General features: G+C 68.8%; 18 protein-coding genes. 10 read left to right on the forward strand and 8 right to left on the reverse strand.

Annotation, left to right across the window (positions count from 1 at the left end):
- From AC07OA_RS15050 to AC07OA_RS15060, 3 genes are all read left to right on the forward strand, one after another.
- Positions 1–1,371, forward strand: a complete 1,371-nt coding sequence (locus tag AC07OA_RS15050; protein WP_494664620.1) for an alpha/beta hydrolase family protein — start codon at positions 1–3, stop codon at positions 1,369–1,371.
- Between the two features lie 81 nt (positions 1,372–1,452).
- Positions 1,453–2,772 carry a glycoside hydrolase 5 family protein gene (locus AC07OA_RS15055; protein WP_494664621.1) on the forward strand — a complete coding sequence of 440 codons (1,320 nt, stop codon included), beginning with the start codon at positions 1,453–1,455 and terminating at the stop codon, positions 2,770–2,772.
- Positions 2,773–3,034: 262 nt separating this feature from the next.
- Positions 3,035–4,621, forward strand: coding sequence for a carboxylesterase/lipase family protein (locus AC07OA_RS15060; protein ID WP_494664622.1), 1,587 nt, complete (start codon positions 3,035–3,037; stop codon positions 4,619–4,621).
- On the opposite strand, the gene AC07OA_RS15065 is transcribed toward AC07OA_RS15060, so the two are convergent.
- A complete protein-coding gene (locus tag AC07OA_RS15065) occupies positions 4,618–5,016 on the reverse strand; it encodes a globin family protein (RefSeq protein ID WP_494664623.1) in 399 nt (132 codons plus the stop codon). The two genes, AC07OA_RS15060 and AC07OA_RS15065, sit on opposite strands and share 4 nt — an antisense overlap.
- A gap of 126 nt (positions 5,017–5,142) precedes the next feature.
- On the reverse strand, positions 5,143–6,309 hold the full coding sequence (gene carA, locus AC07OA_RS15070) for a glutamine-hydrolyzing carbamoyl-phosphate synthase small subunit (protein WP_494664624.1): 1,167 nt from the start codon (positions 6,307–6,309) through the stop codon (positions 5,143–5,145).
- 267 nt (positions 6,310–6,576) lie between these two features.
- Here carA and AC07OA_RS15075 point away from each other — a divergent pair, with 267 nt between their 5' ends.
- The 4 genes from AC07OA_RS15075 (at position 6,577) to AC07OA_RS15090 (ending at position 8,136) form a co-directional block, all read left to right on the forward strand.
- Complete coding sequence (locus AC07OA_RS15075; protein ID WP_494664625.1) at positions 6,577–6,873, forward strand: DUF1272 domain-containing protein; 297 nt, start codon at positions 6,577–6,579, stop codon at positions 6,871–6,873.
- Positions 6,874–6,982: 109 nt separating this feature from the next.
- Complete coding sequence (locus AC07OA_RS15080) at positions 6,983–7,117, forward strand: hypothetical protein (protein ID WP_494664626.1); 135 nt, start codon at positions 6,983–6,985, stop codon at positions 7,115–7,117.
- 96 nt (positions 7,118–7,213) lie between these two features.
- On the forward strand, positions 7,214–7,381 hold the full coding sequence (locus AC07OA_RS15085) for a hypothetical protein (protein WP_494664627.1): 168 nt from the start codon (positions 7,214–7,216) through the stop codon (positions 7,379–7,381).
- Positions 7,382–7,440: 59 nt separating this feature from the next.
- Positions 7,441–8,136: an HAD family hydrolase gene (locus AC07OA_RS15090; RefSeq protein ID WP_494664628.1), complete on the forward strand. Its 696-nt coding sequence runs from the start codon at positions 7,441–7,443 to the stop codon at positions 8,134–8,136.
- A gap of 89 nt (positions 8,137–8,225) precedes the next feature.
- On the opposite strand, the gene AC07OA_RS15095 is transcribed toward AC07OA_RS15090, so the two are convergent.
- The 6 genes from AC07OA_RS15095 to AC07OA_RS15120 all read right to left on the reverse strand — a co-directional run bounded on the left by AC07OA_RS15095 (position 8,226) and on the right by AC07OA_RS15120 (position 14,939).
- The gene (locus AC07OA_RS15095) at positions 8,226–8,519 is read right to left on the reverse strand and encodes an immunity 53 family protein (RefSeq protein WP_494664629.1); all 294 of its coding nucleotides are present in this window, start codon (positions 8,517–8,519) and stop codon (positions 8,226–8,228) included.
- Between the two features lie 54 nt (positions 8,520–8,573).
- The gene (locus AC07OA_RS15100; RefSeq protein ID WP_494664630.1) at positions 8,574–9,677 is read right to left on the reverse strand and encodes an acyltransferase family protein; all 1,104 of its coding nucleotides are present in this window, start codon (positions 9,675–9,677) and stop codon (positions 8,574–8,576) included.
- Positions 9,678–9,809: 132 nt separating this feature from the next.
- Positions 9,810–11,291, reverse strand: a complete 1,482-nt coding sequence (locus AC07OA_RS15105) for a SulP family inorganic anion transporter (RefSeq protein WP_494664631.1) — start codon at positions 11,289–11,291, stop codon at positions 9,810–9,812.
- A 150-nt stretch (positions 11,292–11,441) separates the two neighbouring features.
- On the reverse strand, positions 11,442–12,821 hold the full coding sequence (locus tag AC07OA_RS15110; protein WP_494664632.1) for a M23 family metallopeptidase: 1,380 nt from the start codon (positions 12,819–12,821) through the stop codon (positions 11,442–11,444).
- A 223-nt stretch (positions 12,822–13,044) separates the two neighbouring features.
- Complete coding sequence (gene ctrA, locus AC07OA_RS15115; protein ID WP_494664633.1) at positions 13,045–13,740, reverse strand: response regulator transcription factor CtrA; 696 nt, start codon at positions 13,738–13,740, stop codon at positions 13,045–13,047.
- A 431-nt stretch (positions 13,741–14,171) separates the two neighbouring features.
- The gene (locus AC07OA_RS15120; RefSeq protein WP_494664634.1) at positions 14,172–14,939 is read right to left on the reverse strand and encodes a LytTR family DNA-binding domain-containing protein; all 768 of its coding nucleotides are present in this window, start codon (positions 14,937–14,939) and stop codon (positions 14,172–14,174) included.
- A gap of 122 nt (positions 14,940–15,061) precedes the next feature.
- Between AC07OA_RS15120 and AC07OA_RS15125 the strand changes: the two genes are divergently transcribed.
- The 3 genes from AC07OA_RS15125 (at position 15,062) to AC07OA_RS15135 (ending at position 17,975) form a co-directional block, all read left to right on the forward strand.
- Complete coding sequence (locus tag AC07OA_RS15125; protein ID WP_494664635.1) at positions 15,062–16,087, forward strand: alpha/beta hydrolase family protein; 1,026 nt, start codon at positions 15,062–15,064, stop codon at positions 16,085–16,087.
- A gap of 118 nt (positions 16,088–16,205) precedes the next feature.
- Complete coding sequence (fliI, locus tag AC07OA_RS15130; protein WP_494664636.1) at positions 16,206–17,543, forward strand: flagellar protein export ATPase FliI; 1,338 nt, start codon at positions 16,206–16,208, stop codon at positions 17,541–17,543.
- A 12-nt stretch (positions 17,544–17,555) separates the two neighbouring features.
- A complete protein-coding gene (locus AC07OA_RS15135; RefSeq protein ID WP_494664637.1) occupies positions 17,556–17,975 on the forward strand; it encodes a flagellar export protein FliJ in 420 nt (139 codons plus the stop codon).
- Positions 17,976–18,013: the final 38 nt, after the last annotated feature.

Here is an 18,013-nt window from a genome sequence, read left to right on the forward strand (position 1 = left end):
ATGCGTTCCTTCCGTACGGCGTTGATCGCGGCCATGGCGATGGCCGCGCCGGTCCTGGCTCACGCCCAGGACCTGACCCCCGTTCTCGGCGACTGGTACGGCACGCTGAACGTCGGGGTGAAGATCCCGCTGGTGTTGCACATCCGGGGCGATGGCGCGGCCAGCGTCGACAGCCCGTCCCAGAACGCCAACGGCCTGCCGGCGACCGCCAGCCTGGACAAGGGGGCGATCACGGTGGTGCTGACCACGCTGGCCGCGCGGTTCGAGGGCCAGGTCGCGGCCGACGGCGCCAGCCTGGTCGGCGCCTGGCGCCAGGGCGGCGGCTCGGCCCCGCTCACCTTCACCCGCGCCGCCCCCGTGGCCGCCCAGCGCCCGCAGACGCCCAAGCCGCCCTTCCCCTACCGCGCCGAGGAGGTCACCTACGTCAACCCGACCTCGGGCCTGAAGCTGGCCGGGACCCTGACCCTGCCGGAAGGGGCCGGCCCCTTCCCCGTCGCCCTGATGATCACCGGCTCGGGCACGCAGGATCGCGACGAGACCATTGAGGGCCACAAGCCCTTCCTGCTGATCGCCGACGCCCTGACCCGCAAGGGCGTGGCCGTGCTGCGGGTCGACGATCGCGGCGCGGGCGGCTCGGAGGCCGGACCCAACATCAAGAGCGTGACCAGCGCCGACTTCGCCACCGACGTCGAGGCGGGCGTGGCCTTCCTGCGCGCCCGCAAGGATATCGACCCCGCCCGCGTCGGCCTGATCGGCCACAGCGAGGGCGGGCTGATCGCACCGATGGTGGCGGCCAAGGATCCGCGCATCGCCTTCGTGGCCATGATCGGCGCGCCGGGCGTCAGCGGCCAGCGCGTGCTGATGAGCCAGACCCGCGCCTTGATGGCCGCCCACGGCGCCCCGCTCGACAAGGTCGAGGCCACCACCGCCACCAACCGCGCCGCCTTCGACCTGGTCAGGACCGAGGCCGATCCGGCGGTGTCGAAACCCAAGCTGGTGGCCCTGCTGACGGCTGCGGGCGAACCGGAGGCGGCCGCCCAGGGCAAGGCGGCGATGCTGTCCCTGCCGTGGATGCACTATTTCCTCAACACCGACCCGATCCCCAACCTCAAGGCGCTGAAATGCCCGGTGCTGGACGTCAACGGCGGCCAGGACCTGAACATCGTGCCGGCCATCAACCTGCCGCCGATCCGCGCCGCCCTGGCCGGCAATCCCGACGCGACGGTCCAGGAGCTGCCGGGCCTCAACCACCTGCTCCAGACCGTCCCGCCCGGCCAGGCGCCGGGCTACGGGGCGATCGAGGAGACCATGGCCCCGGCTGCCCTCAGCCTGATCGTCGACTGGGTCGCCAAGCGGGCCGCTCATGGATAATTCCGTAATCAAATTTATTTAATCGCTTCCATCTCCCCGAGGACCTCCGCTAGGTTGGCGCAAACAAACGGGGAGTGAAGCATGCTTTCGAGACGCCACCTGATGGTCGCCGGCGCCGCCGCCATGATGGCCACGGGAACCCAGGCCAAGCCCTCCCCCGCCTTCGTCACCGTCAAGGACGGCCGCCTCAGCCTGGGCGGCAAGCCCTATCGCTTCGTGGGCGCCAACCTGTGGTACGGGGCCTGGCTGGGCTCTCCGGGACGCTCGGGCGACCTGCCGCGCCTCGAGCGCGAGCTGGACCGGCTGAAGGCCCTGGGCGTCACCAACCTGCGCGTCCTGGGCGCGGGCGAGCGCTCGCCGGCCAAGGTGGCCATCGACCCCACCTTCCGCGGCCCCGGCGAGGACTACGACCAGGACCTGCTCAAGGGCCTGGACGTGCTGCTGGCCCAGATGGCCAAGCGCGGCATGAAGGCCGTGATCTACGTCAACAACTTCTGGGACTGGTCGGGCGGCATGCCGGCCTATCTGCGCTGGACCGGCAACGGCGAGTGGTTCCAGCAGGGCGACCCGGCTCACCCCTGGCCGGAATTCGCCGACTACTCGGCCCGCTTCTACGGCGACACCAAGGCGCAAGGCCTGTTCCAGCACTATCTGCGCGGCCTGGTCGGCCGGGTCAGCACCGTCACCGGCAAGCCCTATCGCGACGATCCCACCATCATGGCCTGGCAGCTGGCCAACGAGCCGCGTCCGGGCGGCAGCGAGGCCTTCGGGGTTCCCAACCTGCCCACCTACTACCGCTGGGTGTCGGAGACCTCGGCCCTGATCAAGTCGCTGGACCCGCGCCACCTGGTCACCACCGGCAGCGAGGGGACCATGGGGTGCCTCGAGCGCGAGGCCTGCGTGGTCGAGGCCCACAAGCCGGCCAGCATCGACTACCTGACCCTCCACGTCTGGCCCAACAACTGGGGCTGGATCGACATGAAGAACCAGCCGGCGACCTACGACGCCGGCGAGGCCAAGTGCCGCGACTACGTGGCCAAGCACATCGCCATCGCCAAGGGCCTGGGCAAGCCGCTGGTGATCGAGGAGTTCGGCCTGATCCGCGAGGACCGCGCCTTCACCCCGGGCGGCCCCACCACCCATCGCGACCGCTTCTACAAGATGATGTTCGGCCTGGTCGAAGCCGACATGAAGGCCGGCGGCCCGCTGGCCGGCACCAACTTCTGGGCCTGGAACGGCGAGGGCCGCGCCCAGCATCCCGACGCCTGGTTCAAGATGGGCGACCGCTCCTATGTCGGCGATCCCCCGCAGGAGGAGCAGGGCCTGTTCGGCGTGTTCGACAAGGACGCCTCGACGCTGGACGTGATCCGGGCGCACGCGAAGGCGGTGGCGGCTCTTTAACACCCTCTCCCAGAGGGAGAGGGCGGGGCCCGGCCGCGAAGCGGTTGGGAGGGTGAGGGGTTACACCCTCACCGATTTCACGCAGACGCCCCGCCGGCACGCCGTCGAACATCTAAACCCCTCACCCTCCCAAGCTTCGCTTGGGTCCCTCCCTCTCCCTCTGGGAGAGGGTTTCAGATGATAAAAAGTGGATGTCACCGGTGTCAGGAACCGTGGTAGCGATTCCGCCGAGCGCGAGGCCAACCGCGCCTGGAGGACGCCCATGGACCAGCTTCACCTCGACCGTCGCGGCCTGATCGCCGGCGCGGGGGCAGCCCTCGCCCTGGCCTCGACGCCGGCCCTGGCCGCCAAGCCCGGTCCCGTCGCGACCACCGCCTACGGCAAGGTGCGCGGTGCCAGCGCGAACGGCGTCCAGGTGTTCAAGGGTCTGCGCTACGGGGCCGATACGGGCCCGCTGCGCTTCATGCCGCCCCAGCCCCCCAAGCCCTGGACCGGCGTCGCCGACGCCCTGGCCTATGGCGCGGCCTGCCCGCAGGGCAAGGGCGAGGACGGCGAGGCCCTGAGCGAGGACTGCCTGTTCCTCAACGTCTGGACTCCCGCAACTGACGGCAAGAAGCGCCCGGTGCTGTTCTACATCCACGGCGGCGCCTACAACACCGGCTCGGGCGCCAGTCCCTGGTACGACGGGACGAAGCTGGCCAAGCGCGGCGACGTGGTGGTGGTGACCGTGAACCATCGGCTCAACGCCTTCGGCTATCTCTATCTCTCCCGCCTGTTCGACGACCCCAGCGTCGCCGACAGCGGCAATGTCGGCCAGATGGACCTGGTGCTGGCCTTGCAATGGGTGCGCGACAACATCGCCGCCTTCGGGGGCGATCCCGGCAACGTCATGCTGTTTGGCCAGTCGGGTGGCGGGGCCAAGATCGCCACCCTGATGGCCATGCCCGCCGCCAAGGGCCTGTTCCACCGCGCCGTCACCATGAGCGGCCAGCAGGTCACCGCCGCCGGCCCGTTCAACGCCACCAAACGCGCCAAGGGTTTCCTCGACAAGCTGGGGGTCAAGGACCTGGCGGCCCTGCGCGCCCTGCCCGCCGAGACCTTCCTGGGCGGGCTGAAGGCCGTCGACCCCATCGCCGGCAGCGGCGGGGTCTATATGGGCCCGGTGCTGGACGAGCGCAGCCTGACGCGCCACCCCTTCTATCCCGACGCCGCGCCCCAGAGCCTTTCCATCCCCATGATGTGCGGCAACACCCACGACGAGACGCGCGGCTTCGTCGGCTACGACAAGACCCTCTTGGACCTGACCTGGGAGCAGGTGGTCGCCAAGCTGCCCAGCCAGTTCAACGCCCGCGTCGACATCGACCCGGCCACGGTGGTGGCGGCCTACCGCAAGATCTATCCGGACTACTCCCCCTCGGACGTCTATTTCGCCGCCTCGACGGCCGGACGCTCGTGGCGGGCGGCGATCATCCAGGACGAGGAACGGGCGAAGGCCGGCGCCCCCGCCTTCGCCTACCAGCTGGACTGGCGCGCCCCCAAGGACGGCGGCGCCTGGGGCGCGCCCCATACGCTGGACATGCAGCTGGTGTTCGGCAATTTCGACGCGCCGGGGGTGATCACGGGCTCGGGGCCCGAGGCCGTGGCCATGCACGAGCGGCTGGCGGACGTGTTCATCGCCTTCGCGCGGACGGGCGATCCGAACTGCGCGGCGATCCCGAAGTGGGAGCCCTATACGCTGCCGAGGCGCCAGACCCTGGTGTTCGACAACACCACGCGGATGCAGGACGACCCGCGCGGGGCGGAGCGCGAACTGTTCGACAAGGCGCCGTTCACGCAGTTCGGGACCTAAGCCGCGACCTCTTCGTCCTCGTCCTCGTCATCCTCGTCGTCGTCTTCCGGCCAGACGCCCAGGGCGGCGTCGCGGAGGGTCTCGGCACGGTCGGCGATGTCGGCGATGAGCTCGTCGGCGAGGCCGCGCGCCTCCAGGGCCAGGGCCAGATGGCCGACCATGTGGTCGAGGTCCTCGTCCTCCAGCCCTTCGTCGGCCAGCCAGGCCAAGGCCGGCGCCAGGCGAACCTCGTCGTCGTTGTCGAGGTCCAGGGCCGCGGCCATGAAGGCCCGCACGCCCGGCGCGATCACCGGCCCGACCAGATGGGCCAGGAGATCGTCTTCCTGGGCGCGATGGAAGAAGTCGTCGAGGGCGGCGTTGGCGACGGCTTCGCCACCGATGCGTTCATAGGTCATGGGATCCTCGTGAGGGTCGCAAGGTGAACCGGAACGCAAAAAGGCTAGCACGCTCCCCGGCGGGGAGCGTGAGACGGCCATGACAGTCTGGTGGTCGTTTTATGAAAGCGGGGCCTTGGCCGCTCTCTACTTCGCCTTGTCCATCAGGCCGGCGAAGCGCTCGAACAGATAGAGGCTGTCGGTCGGGCCGGGCGAGGCTTCCGGGTGGTGCTGCACGCTGAACACCGGCTTGTCGGTGAGGGCGATGCCGGCGTTGGTGCCGTCGAACAGCGAGACGTGGGTCTCGGTCACGGCCTGCGGCAACGAAGCGCTGTCCACCGTGAAGCCGTGGTTCATCGAGACGATCTCGACCTTGCCGGTCGTCAGGTCCTTCACCGGGTGGTTCGCCCCGTGGTGGCCCTGCTCCATCTTCACCGTCTTGGCGCCGACGGCCAGGGCCAGCATCTGGTGGCCAAGGCAGATGCCGAACACCGGCTTGCCGCTGGCGACCAGCTTCTGGATCTCGGGCACGGCGTACTCACCCGTCGCCGAGGGGTCGCCCGGGCCGTTTGACAGCAGCACGCCGTCGGGATTGCGGGCCAGGATGTCCTCGGCCTTGGTGTCGGCCGGCACCACCGTGGCGCGGGCGCCGACGTGGGCCAGGGCGCGCAGGATGTTGCGCTTGACGCCGTAGTCCAGGACCACGACCTCGTACTTGGGCTTGTCCAGCTTGGCGTAGCCTTCCGGCCACGACCACAGGCCCTCGTCCCAGGTAAAGGTCTGGGTGGTGGAGGCGTCCTTGGCCAAGTCCAGGCCTTCGAGACCCGCCCAGGCCTTGGCCTTGGCGACCAGGGCTTCCAGGTCGAACTTGCCGTCGGGCGAATGGGCGATCACGCCGTGCGGCATGCCGGTCTCGCGGATCTTGCGGGTCAGGGCGCGGGTGTCGACGCCCGACAGGCCGATCATGTTGCGACGCTTCATCCAGCCGTCGAAGTCGCTGTCGGCGCGCCAGTTGGCCGGCTCGGTCGGGGCGTCGCGGAAGATCGCGCCGCGGGCGGCCGTCTCGGCGCCGCCGGCCATCTGCTCCAGGTCCTCGACGTTCGTGCCCACATTGCCCACGTGCGGGAAGGTGAAGGCGACGATCTGGGCCATGTAGGAGGGGTCGGTCAGGATCTCCTGGTAGCCGGTCATGGCGGTGTTGAAGCACACCTCGCCGACCGCATCGCCGGTCGCGCCGCAGCCGACGCCCTGCAGGATCGTGCCGTCGGCCAGGGCCAGAACGCCGGTGACGCCGGGGAGAAGGTCTTGGGACATTCTGTAAAGCGCCTCCTGAACGCAGGCCCGAAAGGGCGGATCATTTTCGCAAAAAGGCGGGTCGAGGGTAACCCCCGCCCGCCGCGCAAACGGCGGCGTGTCTAGGGGGGTATGGAGGGGGGGTCAACCCCTTCGATCACGCGATCCGGGGCCGCTCGCCACATTCCCGTGATCGGCGAACGAGTCCCCTCGCGCACGAAGCCCTAAAGCCCCTATGCTGGAAGGGTTAAGCGCCACAATAAGCATAAGAACCTGGGAGGACGGCCCATGCTCGAACTGCGTCCCAATTGCGAGTGCTGCGATCGCGACCTGCCGCCCGACAGCCCGGACGCGCGGATTTGCACCTTCGAATGCACCTTCTGCGTCGACTGCGTGGAGACCCGATTCTCCGGCGTCTGTCCCAACTGCTCGGGCGATCTGTCGGCCCGACCGATCCGTCCCGCGGCGGCGCTGCACCGCTTCCCGGCGTCGATGAAGCGGGTGTTCAAGGCGCATCCGGCCTGCGCCAGCGTGCGCCCGCCGCCGGCGCCCGACACGCGTCAGCCGCCGCCGTCGTGGGCGTAGTCTCTTCGGCGCCACAGCTGGAACAACTTGTCGCGGGGACGCATCCGTCCAAGACCGCCGGACGTTAACTTCTTAGAGCTCATGGTCGAGCTTCAAAGGAGTTGGTCCCATGAGCACCCTCGTCGCCCGCATCGCCCCGTCCATCGACACCAGCCTGTTCGGCCTGGTCGAGACGAGCCTGCGCGTGCTGCTCGTGGCCGCCGCGCCGGTCTGCGCGGCGATCTTCCTGATCCAGACTTTCTAGGCCGCCCCGAAAAACCCGGCTTGGCCGTAGGAACGTCGGGCAGCCGACATCGTTAGGACACCCAGGGCGGGGGCGCCCTTCTGTGCAAGCTTTCGCATGTCCGACACCTACGACGACGCCACCGACGAACCCGCCGCCACCGTGTCGGCCAATCTGACCGAGCAGATGCTGCACCTGACCAACCGCTTCGAACAGGAGCGGCTGAGGCTGGAAGAGCGCACGTTCAAGGCCGATCCCGAGGAGGGCGGCGACGCGGAAGGCTGAGGCCTTTGCGCGAGGAGCGGCGCGTCGTATCACCCCGCTCCGATCCGAAAGAGCCTTCCATGCCCGTCACCACCGTCGGCGTCGATGCAGACGACACCCTCTGGCACAACGAGACCATCTTCCGCCTGACCCACAAGCGGTTCGTCGAGCTGCTGGCGCCCTATGGCGACGAGGCGCGGATCGAGGCCGAGCTGGCCCAGACCGAGAAGCGCAATCTGCGGCTCTACGGCTACGGGGCCAAGGGCTTCACCCTGTCGATGATCGAGACGGCCATGGAGCTGACCGACAGCCAGGTCAGCATCGGCGTGATCCGCCAGATCCTGGCCGCCGGCCGCGAGATGCTGACCGAGCCGGTCGAGCCCCTGCCCGGCGTCGAGAAGGCCCTGGCGACCCTGTCGGAACGCTACCGCCTGGTGCTGGTCACCAAGGGCGACCTGCTGCACCAGGAACAGAAGCTGGCCGCTTCCGGCCTGGGCGACCTCTTCGCCGCCGTCGAGATCGTGTCCGAGAAGGACGCCGACACCTACCGCCGGGTGTTCGCGCGCCACGGCACGGGACCGGAGCAGGCGGTGATGGCCGGCAATTCGGTGAAGTCCGACATCATCCCGGCACTGCAGGCCGGCGCCTGGGCGGCGCTGATCCCCTACCCGCTGGTCTGGGCCCACGAGGCGGCGGACGCACCGGCCGAGCACGAGCGGTATGCCGAGCTGGCGTCGATCGGGGACCTGCCGGCGTGGGTGGATAGCCTGTCTTGAACCCTCTCCCAGAGGGAGAGGGAGGGGCCCAAGCAAAGCTTGGGAGGGTGAGGGGTTATACCGCTGGCCGGCGTGCCTGCCGGGGGCTGTTAGTTGGCTAGCACCCACGCTCTGAATGCTTCCAAGATAGGGCGTAGTTGGCGAGGGCCGCCTGCTCCATCGAAGACATTGTCTTCAACCCAGCAGGTCCACCACTCGGTCCCATGTTCGTGATTGTGCGAGCGACGCTCCATCGTCCGCCCATCGCAATCCGTTCCGGCTAGATCGATTTTTACCGACCAACCCGGATTGTCGATCGTTTCAATCTTGGGGCCGAAACTGTGCTCCCAGTCCCCGTCACACTGGGCCTCGTACCACTCCGTAAGCCAGTCAAACACGTCCATAGGGCGAAGTTAGCGCGAACCTGGCCAACGGTGTAACCCCTCACCCTCCCGCCGCTACGCGGCGGGTCCCTCCCTCTCCCTCTGGGAGAGGGTGAGCTTGGAGATCCAGTCTCGCGCCGGCCGCTCGAACAGCACCAGCGACAGATAGGCGGCCGGGATCAGCGCCAACACCCAGAACAGCACCCACAGCCGCAGCGCATCCCCCGTCAGCCCCCAGGCGGCCACGCCGACCCAGTTGATCCCCATCTTCAGGGCGATGGGGTGCAGCAGATAGAGGCTGAAGCTCAGTTGAGCCCACGGGGCCAGGCGGCGGCTGACCCCGCCTTGCGTGCCTGCCGCGTCGGCGGCCACGCCGGCCAGGCCCAGGGCGTAGATCACCAGCAGCAGCAGGGTCCGCTCGATCCGCAGGGTCGACAGCACCAGGAACAGCGCCAGCAGGCCCCACATCCAGAAGCGGGCGAACGGCAGCCTGCCCAGCACGTCGCGCAGCTGGAAGGCCAGCATGCCCAGCAGGAAGCCCGGCACGGCGCGCAGCACGCCGAAGTTCCAGGTCCACTGGTGGAAGGGCATCTCGCCGTCGGGATTGAGCAGCAGGACCACGAAGCTGGCCACGAAGGCCAGGCCCGTCGCCCACCAGCCGCGCCCGGTGATCCAGAACAGCAGCGGCAGGGCCAGATACAGCCCCATCTCGGCGCTGATCGCCCAGCTGACGAAGTTCCAGGTCTGGGAATGGCAGGTATGCCAGGCGTGGACGAACAGCACGTTGGGGACGATGCAGGAGAGGTCGTAGCGCTTGGGATCGACATCCCCGCCCCAGCCCATGACGCCCGCCGCCCAGACCCCGACGAAGACCAGCATGGTGGCCCAATGCAGCGGCCCCAGCCGCGCCACGCGCTTCTGCAGGAAGGTCCCGTACTTGGCCCAGCTGGTCAGCCGGCCGGTATAGATCGCCGCCATCACGTAGCCGGAGATCAGGAAGAACAGGTCCACGACCAGGCTGAAGCCCTTGATCATGTCGTCCGCCACCTGCCAGCGGCCATCGAGGTTGATGTAGCGGTTGAAGTGGAACACCACGATCATCAGGGCCCCGACGATACGCAGGGCGTCCAGATGCAGCATCTGGTCGGAGTCGGGCTTCAGCGGCGGGAAGGCTTTCATCGTCCTGGGATGGAACCCGGCGGAGCGGCGGTCAAGCTATTGGCCGGGGACATGCCCTTGCGGCGTGTCCCCATCAGCTAGCGCCGAGCCCAGACATGGGGACACGCCGCGAGGGCATGTCCCCGCCTGTTCCTAGCGCCCCGCCCCCTCCGGCAGGTGCGTCTTGTCGTGACGTCCCACCCGCTCGACCAGCGTCGCGGCGGCCTGGTTCATGCCGATCAGGTCGACCTGCGCGCCCTGGCGGCGATAGCGGAACACCACCTTGTCGACCGCCGCCACGGCGGTCTGGTCCCACAGATGGGCGCCGGTCAGGTCGATCTCGACCCGACGAAGCGGGCCGTGGAACTCGAAGGCGGCTTCGAACAGGCTGGCCGAGACGAAGAACAGCTGGCCCTCGACCCGATAGCGGCGGACGGCCTCGTCCTCCGTCTGGACCTCTCGCACGGCGACCATCTTGCCCACCTTGCGGGCGAAGAAGACCACGCTGAGCAGCACGCCCAGCACCACCCCCTTGGAGAGGTCGTGGGTGGCCAGCACGGTCACGGTGACGGCCAGCATGACGATCGTCGACTGGATCGGAATGGAGCGGATGTTGCGCACCGAGCTCCAGTCGAAGGTCTTGAACGAGACCATGATCATCACCGCCACCAGGGCGGCCATGGGGATCCGCGCCACCCCGTCGCGCAGCACCAGGATCAGGATCAGCAGGAACAGCCCCGCCCAGAAGGTCGACAGCCGCCCGCGCCCGCCGCTGGTGACGTTGATCATCGACTGGCCGATCATGGCGCAACCCGCCATGCCGCCCAGCAGCGGCGAGACGATGTTGGCGATCCCCTGGCCGCGCGTCTCACGGTCCTTGTCCGACGGGGTGTCGGTGATGTCGTCCAGCAAGTTGGCGGTCAGCAGGCTCTCCAGCAGGCCCACGAAGGCCAGGGTCAGCGACACCGGCGCGATGATCCTCAGGGTCTCCCAGGTCAGCGGCACGGCGGGGATGTGGAACACCGGCAGGGTGGTGGGCAGCTTGCCCATGTCGCCCACGGTGCGCACATCGACCTTGAAGGCCACCGCCACGACGCTGAGCACCAGGATCGCCACCAGGGGCGAGGGCACGACCTTGGTCAGGCGCGGGAAGAGATAGATGATCGCCAGCCCCGCCCCGACCATGGCGAAGGTCTGCCCGTTTCCGCCCAGCAGTTGGGGCATCTGGGCCAGGAAGATCAGAATGCCCAGCGCATTGACGAAGCCGCTCATCACCGCCTTGGAGACGAACTTCACGTAGCGGCCCAGGCGCAGCAGGCCGACCGTCACCTGGATCACGCCGGTCAGCAGGCTGGCGGCGAACAGGAACTCCACGCCGTGGTCGCGCACCAGCCCGCCCATCAGCAGCGACATGGCGCCCGTGGCGGCCGAGATCATCGCCGGCCGGCCGCCGACGAAGGCGATGGTCATGGCGATCACGAACGAGGCGTAGAGGCCCACGGCCGGATCGACCCCCGCGATGAACGAAAAGGCCAGGGCCTCGGGGATCAGGGCCAGGGCCACGACCGTGCCCGACAGCAGGTCGGCGCGCGGCTGGGCCAGCCACTCGCGACGGAGGGTGGTGAGGAAGGACATGCAAATCTCAATTGTCCCTCCCCCTTGTGGGGAGGGTGGCCCCGAAGGGGTCGGGTGGGGGATCGGTGCAGGGCGTTCTAGCGGCGGCGAGCCCCACCCACCAGCTTCGCTGGTCCCCCCTCCCCACAAGGGGGAGGGAAAGGGCTCGGGTCAGCGCAGCGTCGGACCCTTGGCCTTGTCGGTCGAGGCCAGGGCCAGTTTCGGGGTGTCCTTGTCGTCCGCCACGTCGCCGCCGGCGGCCAGCAGGCGGTCGATGTGGGCGCGTTGGGCCTTGAAGCGGCCCAGTTCGGCGCCGGCCAGGATCGTGCCCTGGGGCACCTTGGCGCCGATGGGATTGACCCGTTTGCCGTTCAGCCAGACCTCGTAGTGCAGGTGCGGGCCGGTCGCCAGGCCCGTGGAGCCGACATAGGCCACCACCTGGCCCTGGCGCACGCGCGTGCCGGCGCGGATCCCAGGGGCGTAGCGCGAGATGTGGCCGTAGCCGGTGTCCCACTGGCCCGAATGGCGGATGCGCAGCCAGTTGCCGTAGCCGCTCCAGCGGCGGGCCTCCAGCACCACGCCGTCGCCGGCCGCCAGGATCGGGGTGCCGGTGCCGGCTCCGAAGTCGACGCCCTGGTGGGCGCGGGTGTAGCCCAGCACCGGGTGCTTGCGCGCCCCGAAGGTGGAGGTGATGCGGGCGCCGTCCACCGGCGTGCGCAGCAGGAAGCCTTTGATGTTCTTGCCCAGCTCGTCGAAGAACTGCGGCTTGCCGTCGGGGCCGTCGCGGTCGAAGGCGTAGAACTTCTGGCCCTTCACCTCGGCATATTCCAGGTCGCCGGCCTCGACCGTGCGGCCGCTCTCGGTGACCTTGCGGCCGAACACCAGGCAGAACCTGTCGCCCTCGTGGATGTCGCGCGAGAAGTCGATCTTGTGCGAGAACAGCTGGGCGGCCTGGCTGACCACGGCGGGCGTGCCGCCGACGTCCGAAACGCTCTCGTAGAACGAGCCCTTCATCTCGCCGCAGGCCACCTTGGTCTCGTCGGTGACCTTTTCCTCCAGCTCCCGCAGCTTCAGCGCGCCGTCGAAGGTGCGCGAGACGGTCAGGGTCGAGGACGGGCCGGTGCGCATCGACAGGCCGATCAGGCGGGCCGAGCCGGCGCGGCCCCGGCGCTCGGCGACGGCGGCCTCGAAGGCCATGCCGGCCTTGATGTTGACGGTGTCGATGGCGCCCTGCAGGGCGGTGACCACCTGGCGGGCGTCGTTGGGGGCGATGCCGGTGCGCAGGACCGCGCCTTCCAGGGTCTCGCCCGGACGCACCTTGACCGGGATGGATTCAGGCCGCTCGAAGCCGGGCTGGGCCTCGGCGCTGGCGAAGGCGGCGTGCTGCAGGGCGGCCAGGGCGGTTGCGTCCAGCGGGGCCTTGACCACCTGCACAGGCGCGTCGGGCGCGGTCAGCTTCCAGCCCAGGCCCAGGGCGGCCAGACCGGCGATCGCGGTGAAGACTTTCGGGGCCAGACGCAGGGTCGGCCGCCTCGGATCGAATTCCTGCATCAAGCCCCCGACTGGTAGCGATGCCGCGTAGTCAAAATGACACGGCTGGGAAGCCCCCCAGCAAACCTCGCGCCGGAAAATGGCGGCGCCCCTGCTTTCGAGCAAGGACTATTCGGTGCTTCGGGCGATTTGTCACGGACAGGGTTAACGGCCTGTCCGTACAAAAGAAAACGCCCGCCTCCGGAGAGGCGGGCGCTGTCCTTGGGTCTCGCTGTCGCGCGGTTTAGGCCGCGGCGATCTGCTCGTTCGGGTCGCGCAGCACGTAGCCGCGGCCCCAGACCGTCTCGATGTGGTGCTTGCCCTGGGCCGAGGCCGCCAGCTTCTTGCGGAGCTTGCAGATGAAGACGTCGATGATCTTCAGTTCCGGCTCGTCCATGCCGCCGTACAGGTGGTTGAGGAACATCTCCTTGGTCAGGGTCGTGCCCTTGCGCAGGGAGAGCAGCTCCAGCATCTGATATTCCTTGCCGGTCAGATGCACGCGGTTGCCGTTCACTTCGACGGTCTTGGCGTCGAGGTTGACGATGATGTCGCCGGTCTTGATCACCGACTGGGCGTGACCCTTCGAACGACGGACCACCGCGTGGATGCGGGCGATCATCTCGTCCTTGTGGAACGGCTTGGTCATGTAGTCGTCGGCGCCGCCCGAGAAGGTCTTCACCTTCGTGTCGATTTCGGCCGAGCCCGACAGGATCATGATCGGCGTGTTCACCTTCGCCACCCGCAGGGTGCGCAGAACATCCAGACCGCTCATGTCCGGCAGATTCAGGTCCAGCAGGATCAGGTCGTAGTCATAGATCTTGCCCAGATCCACGCCTTCTTCGCCCAGATCCGTCGTGTAGACGTTGAAGCCTTCAGACTTCAGCATCAGCTCGATGGTCTGCGCGGTGGCGCTGTCATCCTCGATCAACAGTACGCGCATGCAGCCCTCCCCGCCCCGTGGGCGGCATTATTCGACAGCTAGGCGGAATACCGCCGGTGAAACCCGTCCTGCACTCTGCCGGACAGTTAATTTAAGACTGGTTAATGGTGAATGATCTCGTTGCCGAAATGGTTAATCTGATTTGCGAATCGGGTGCAAGCGGTCAGCGACTCGTTTGGCACATTGGTCGCAGGGGCCTGTGGATGGTTCGTCAAGACGATTCCTTTCGGCCCGGATGCACGGAAAACCGGGCCTGCAAAGGGCTTGGTTAACGCTCTCCCGGCCCGCGAAAGCGCCCTTGCCGTTCACCTGTGAGGCGACATTGCGGCGTTCTGTCGCGAGAAGTTTACAGCCTTGGCCGCAGCTTTTTGGACCGCCCGAAAGCGGGGCCGGTAGCGGGGCCGCGACGCCCTGTCGCGGCGGGTTTCACCCTATTTTTCGCCGCCGCCATCCGAGGCCAGCCAACCGGCCTCGCGAAGCCGGGCCACCGAGGCGCGGGAGACCGGAGCGGAGAGGTCGCCTCTAAGGGTCAGGCGCAGATTTCGGCCGTCGGCCACCACCCCGGTCACCGCCGCCCGGGCCACCCACCACGAGCGGTGAACGCGCATCCCCTCGCCGATCATGCCGGCGATCACCCGCTCGAACGGCCCGGCGACCAGGCGCGAGCCCTCCAGGGTATGGACCCGCACATAGTGGTCCTCCATGCGCAGGCAGATCACCGGACCGGTGTCGGCCGGGCGAGCGGGGTCGGCGGGCGTCGCCGCCGGCGGCTCGAGCGGTCGCAGCAGGCGAGGCCGCAGAACGACATAGGCGCCCACCAGCGGGATCGAGATGGCCAGGCACTGGCCGTACCAGGTCAGCGGGGTGAAGCGGGCCAGATGCGGCCACAGGGCGACGGCGATGGGCGCGACCAGGGCCGCCTGGATCGCCGATCCCACCAGCGCGGCGATCGCGCCCGTGAACCAGCTGGGCGCGCCGGTCCGCTCGGCGGCCAGCAGGGCCAGGCGCACGGCCACGCCGAACACCGCCACCCCGATCCACATGCCCACGATCCAGTAGGCCAGCCGCACGTTCAGCCCGCCGTTGAAATAGCTGCCATAGGGTCCGACCACGCCCAGGAAGGCGCCGGCCGCCGTCGCCACGGCGAAGTCGATCGCCCAGTCGCGAGGGGTCCAGAAAAGCGCGGCCTTGGAGCTCATGCCGAACCTATAGCGGCCGCTCGCCGGTTCGCGAACCCGTTCGCCCATTCGCGAAACCCCGCTGGCGGACCTGCTGCCACCCGAGGCATCGGCCGAAAGGTCATCTTCTCCGGAGTTCGTTCATGCGCTTCCGCCTCACCGCCCCGCTCCTGTGTTTCGCCCTGACCTTGGGCGCGCTTCCCGTCTCCGCCGCCCTGGCCGCCCCCACCCAGGCGTCCGCCCCGGCGGCGACGGACGTCGGCTTTAAGGTGGTCAGCATGCCCGATCCCCAGGGCGCGCCCATCGAGGTGGGGATCTGGTACCCGACCGACACCCCCGCCACCGCCCCGGCGCGGGGCATGAGCGCCCTGCCCGTCGCCGCCGGCGCGCCCCTGGTCGGCGACCGCCTGCCGCTGATCGTCATGTCGCACGGCAACGGCGGCTGGTTCGGCGGCCACTACGACACCGCCATCGCCCTGGCCAAGGCCGGCTTCGTGGTCGCCGCCCTCACCCACACCGGCGACAACTACAAGGACCAGAGCCGCGCCACCCAGGTGGCCGACCGTCCCCGGCAACTGCATGTGCTGATCGACTACATGCTGACCGCCGCGCCGATGCACGCGGCCATCGATCCGCAACGGGTCGGCGCCTTCGGCTTCTCGTCGGGCGGCTTCACCGTGCTGGCGGCCGCCGGTGGCGAGGCGGACCTGACGCGCGTCGCGCCCCACTGCCGCGACTATCCCGCCCACTACGACTGCCAGCTGATGCTGCGCAGCCCGCCCCCGGCCTCGGCCCTGACCGCGCCCTGGGTGCACGACGAGCGCATCAAGGCCGTGGTCGCCGCCGCCCCGGCCCTGGGTTACGCCTTCAAGGCCGACACCCTCGAGCACCTGCCGCCCGTGCAGCTGTGGCGCGCCGCCGACGACGAGATCCTGCCCGACCCGTTCCACGCCAGCGCCGTACGCGCCGCCCTGCCGCCGTCCACCGACTATCGCGTGGTGGCCAAGGCGCGGCATTTCGACTTCCTGACGCCCTGCGACGACTACACCCGCAAGACCCTGGTCTTCCTGTGCAACAGCGATCCGGCCTTCGACCGGGCGGCCTTCCACAAGGATTTCAACGCGGCCGTCGTGGCCTTCTTCGAGGCGAAGCTGGCGGCCAAGACATAAGGACGCAGCCGCCCGCCAAGCCCAAAGTCTCAAGAGCCGATTAACCATGTCGGCCTACTTCACTCCCCATTAACGCGCGGGCCCCAAAGCTTAAGCCTCGCGCCTTCGGGAGTTGTGCTTGCGTAGCCTGATCGCCGCCGTCGAACGCATTGACCCGCTGACCATCTTCGGTCGGGTGGCCGCCGTGAACGGCCTCCTGATCGAGGCGCGCGGCGGGCTGACCCGTCTCGCGGTCGGCGCCCGGGTCGAGATCGAGCGGTTGGGCCTGCCGACCCTGCCCGCCGAGGTGGTCGGCTTCCGCGAGACCCGCGCCCTCCTGATGCCCTTCGGCCCCGTCGAGGGCGTGGCCCCCGGCGCCGAGATCAAGATCATGCCGGAAGGCGCCGTGGTGCGTCCGACCAAGGCCTGGCTGGGCCGCATCATCAACGCCTTCGGCGAGCCCATCGACGGCCTCGGACCCCTGCCCCAGGGCGAGGTGCCCTATCCGCTGAAGACCCCGCCCCCGCCCGCCCACGCCCGTGGCCGGGTCGGCGAGCGCCTGGACCTGGGCGTGCGGTCGATGAACGTCTTCACCACCACCTGCCGCGGCCAGCGCCTGGGCATCTTCGCCGGTTCGGGCGTGGGCAAGTCGGTGCTGCTGTCGATGCTGGCGAAAGAAGCCACCTGCGACGCCGTCGTCGTGGGCCTGATCGGCGAGCGGGGCCGCGAGGTCCGCGAGTTCATCGAGGAGACCCTGGGCGAGGAAGGCCTCAAGCGCGCCATCGTCGTGGTCGCCACCTCGGACGAGCCGGCCCTGACCCGCCGCCAGGCCGCCTACATGACCCTGGCCATCGCCGAGTTCCTGCGCGACCAGGACCAGGAAGTCCTCTGCCTGATGGACTCGGTCACCCGCTTCGCCATGGCCCAGCGCGAGATCGGCCTGGCCGCCGGCGAACCGCCCACCACCAAGGGCTACACCCCCACCGTCTTCACCGAGCTGCCCAAGCTGCTCGAGCGCGCCGGTCCTGGCCCCATCCGGCCCGACGGCACCACGGCCGCCCCGATCACCGCCCTCTTCACGGTGCTGGTCGACGGCGACGACCACAACGAGCCCATCGCCGACGCCGCGCGCGGTATCCTGGACGGCCACATCGTCATGGAGCGCGGCATCGCCGAGCGCGGCCGCTTCCCCGCGATCAACGTGCTGAAGTCCATCTCGCGGACCATGCCCGGCTGCCAGACCCTGGAAGAGCGCGAGGTGGTCAAGGCCGCCCGCCAGACCCTGGCCGCCTATTCGAACATGGAAGAGCTGATCCGCATCGGCGCCTATCGCGCCGGGGCCGATCCGCTGATCGACCGCGCCATCCGCCTGAACCCGGCGGTGGAAGCCTTCCTCAGCCAGAGCCCCGACGAGGCCACCAGCCTCGACGACAGCTTCGGCTACCTCGCCCACATCCTGCAGAGCGACGCCGCGTAATGGTGACCCGACATGTCTAAGTGGGCCGACTCCCTGATCCGCATCTCGAACCACGAGGTCGAGACCCTGCAGAAGCGCCTGTCCGAGATCGTCGAGCGCCGCCAGACCGCCGAGATGAAGGTCGCGGCCATGGACGCCGAGGCCGAGGCCGAAGCCCTCCAGGCCCAGGGCGACGCCGAGGCCGGCTGGTACATGATCGGCTTCCGCCAGGGCTCCAAGATTCGCCGCGACCAGACCCTGCTGGAAATCGACCAGATCCAGATCGAGGAGGCCGGCGCCCGCGACGCCCTGGCCGTGGCCTTCGAGAACCTCAAGAAATACGAGCACGTCGCCGAGGCCGCCAAGGTCGCCAAGGCCAAGCAGATCGGCAAGCTGGAAACCGCCGCCCTGGACGAGCTGGGCCTGCGCCGGATGGCGGTCGGTGAGCGATAGCCTCTACTCCTCCCTCGCGCAGCGGGGGAGGTGTCGCG

This window comes from Caulobacter sp. GW821-FHT09B08 (assembly GCF_059418225.1).

Bases quoted from the DNA above. Each gene is read 5' to 3' on its own strand.
- AC07OA_RS15050 (WP_494664620.1), top strand. From the start codon at position 1: ATGCGTTCCTTCCGTACGGCGTTGATCGCGGCCATGGCGATGGCCGCG.
- AC07OA_RS15055 (WP_494664621.1), top strand. From the start codon at position 1,453: ATGCTTTCGAGACGCCACCTGATGGTCGCCGGCGCCGCCGCCATGATG.
- AC07OA_RS15060 (WP_494664622.1), top strand. From the start codon at position 3,035: ATGGACCAGCTTCACCTCGACCGTCGCGGCCTGATCGCCGGCGCGGGG.
- AC07OA_RS15065 (WP_494664623.1), bottom strand. From the start codon at position 5,016: ATGACCTATGAACGCATCGGTGGCGAAGCCGTCGCCAACGCCGCCCTC.
- carA (WP_494664624.1), bottom strand. From the start codon at position 6,309: ATGTCCCAAGACCTTCTCCCCGGCGTCACCGGCGTTCTGGCCCTGGCC.
- AC07OA_RS15075 (WP_494664625.1), top strand. From the start codon at position 6,577: ATGCTCGAACTGCGTCCCAATTGCGAGTGCTGCGATCGCGACCTGCCG.
- AC07OA_RS15080 (WP_494664626.1), top strand. From the start codon at position 6,983: ATGAGCACCCTCGTCGCCCGCATCGCCCCGTCCATCGACACCAGCCTG.
- AC07OA_RS15085 (WP_494664627.1), top strand. From the start codon at position 7,214: ATGTCCGACACCTACGACGACGCCACCGACGAACCCGCCGCCACCGTG.
- AC07OA_RS15090 (WP_494664628.1), top strand. From the start codon at position 7,441: ATGCCCGTCACCACCGTCGGCGTCGATGCAGACGACACCCTCTGGCAC.
- AC07OA_RS15095 (WP_494664629.1), bottom strand. From the start codon at position 8,519: ATGGACGTGTTTGACTGGCTTACGGAGTGGTACGAGGCCCAGTGTGAC.
- AC07OA_RS15100 (WP_494664630.1), bottom strand. From the start codon at position 9,677: ATGAAAGCCTTCCCGCCGCTGAAGCCCGACTCCGACCAGATGCTGCAT.
- AC07OA_RS15105 (WP_494664631.1), bottom strand. From the start codon at position 11,291: ATGTCCTTCCTCACCACCCTCCGTCGCGAGTGGCTGGCCCAGCCGCGC.
- AC07OA_RS15110 (WP_494664632.1), bottom strand. From the start codon at position 12,821: ATGCAGGAATTCGATCCGAGGCGGCCGACCCTGCGTCTGGCCCCGAAA.
- ctrA (WP_494664633.1), bottom strand. From the start codon at position 13,740: ATGCGCGTACTGTTGATCGAGGATGACAGCGCCACCGCGCAGACCATC.
- AC07OA_RS15120 (WP_494664634.1), bottom strand. From the start codon at position 14,939: ATGAGCTCCAAGGCCGCGCTTTTCTGGACCCCTCGCGACTGGGCGATC.
- AC07OA_RS15125 (WP_494664635.1), top strand. From the start codon at position 15,062: ATGCGCTTCCGCCTCACCGCCCCGCTCCTGTGTTTCGCCCTGACCTTG.
- AC07OA_RS15135 (WP_494664637.1), top strand. From the start codon at position 17,556: ATGTCTAAGTGGGCCGACTCCCTGATCCGCATCTCGAACCACGAGGTC.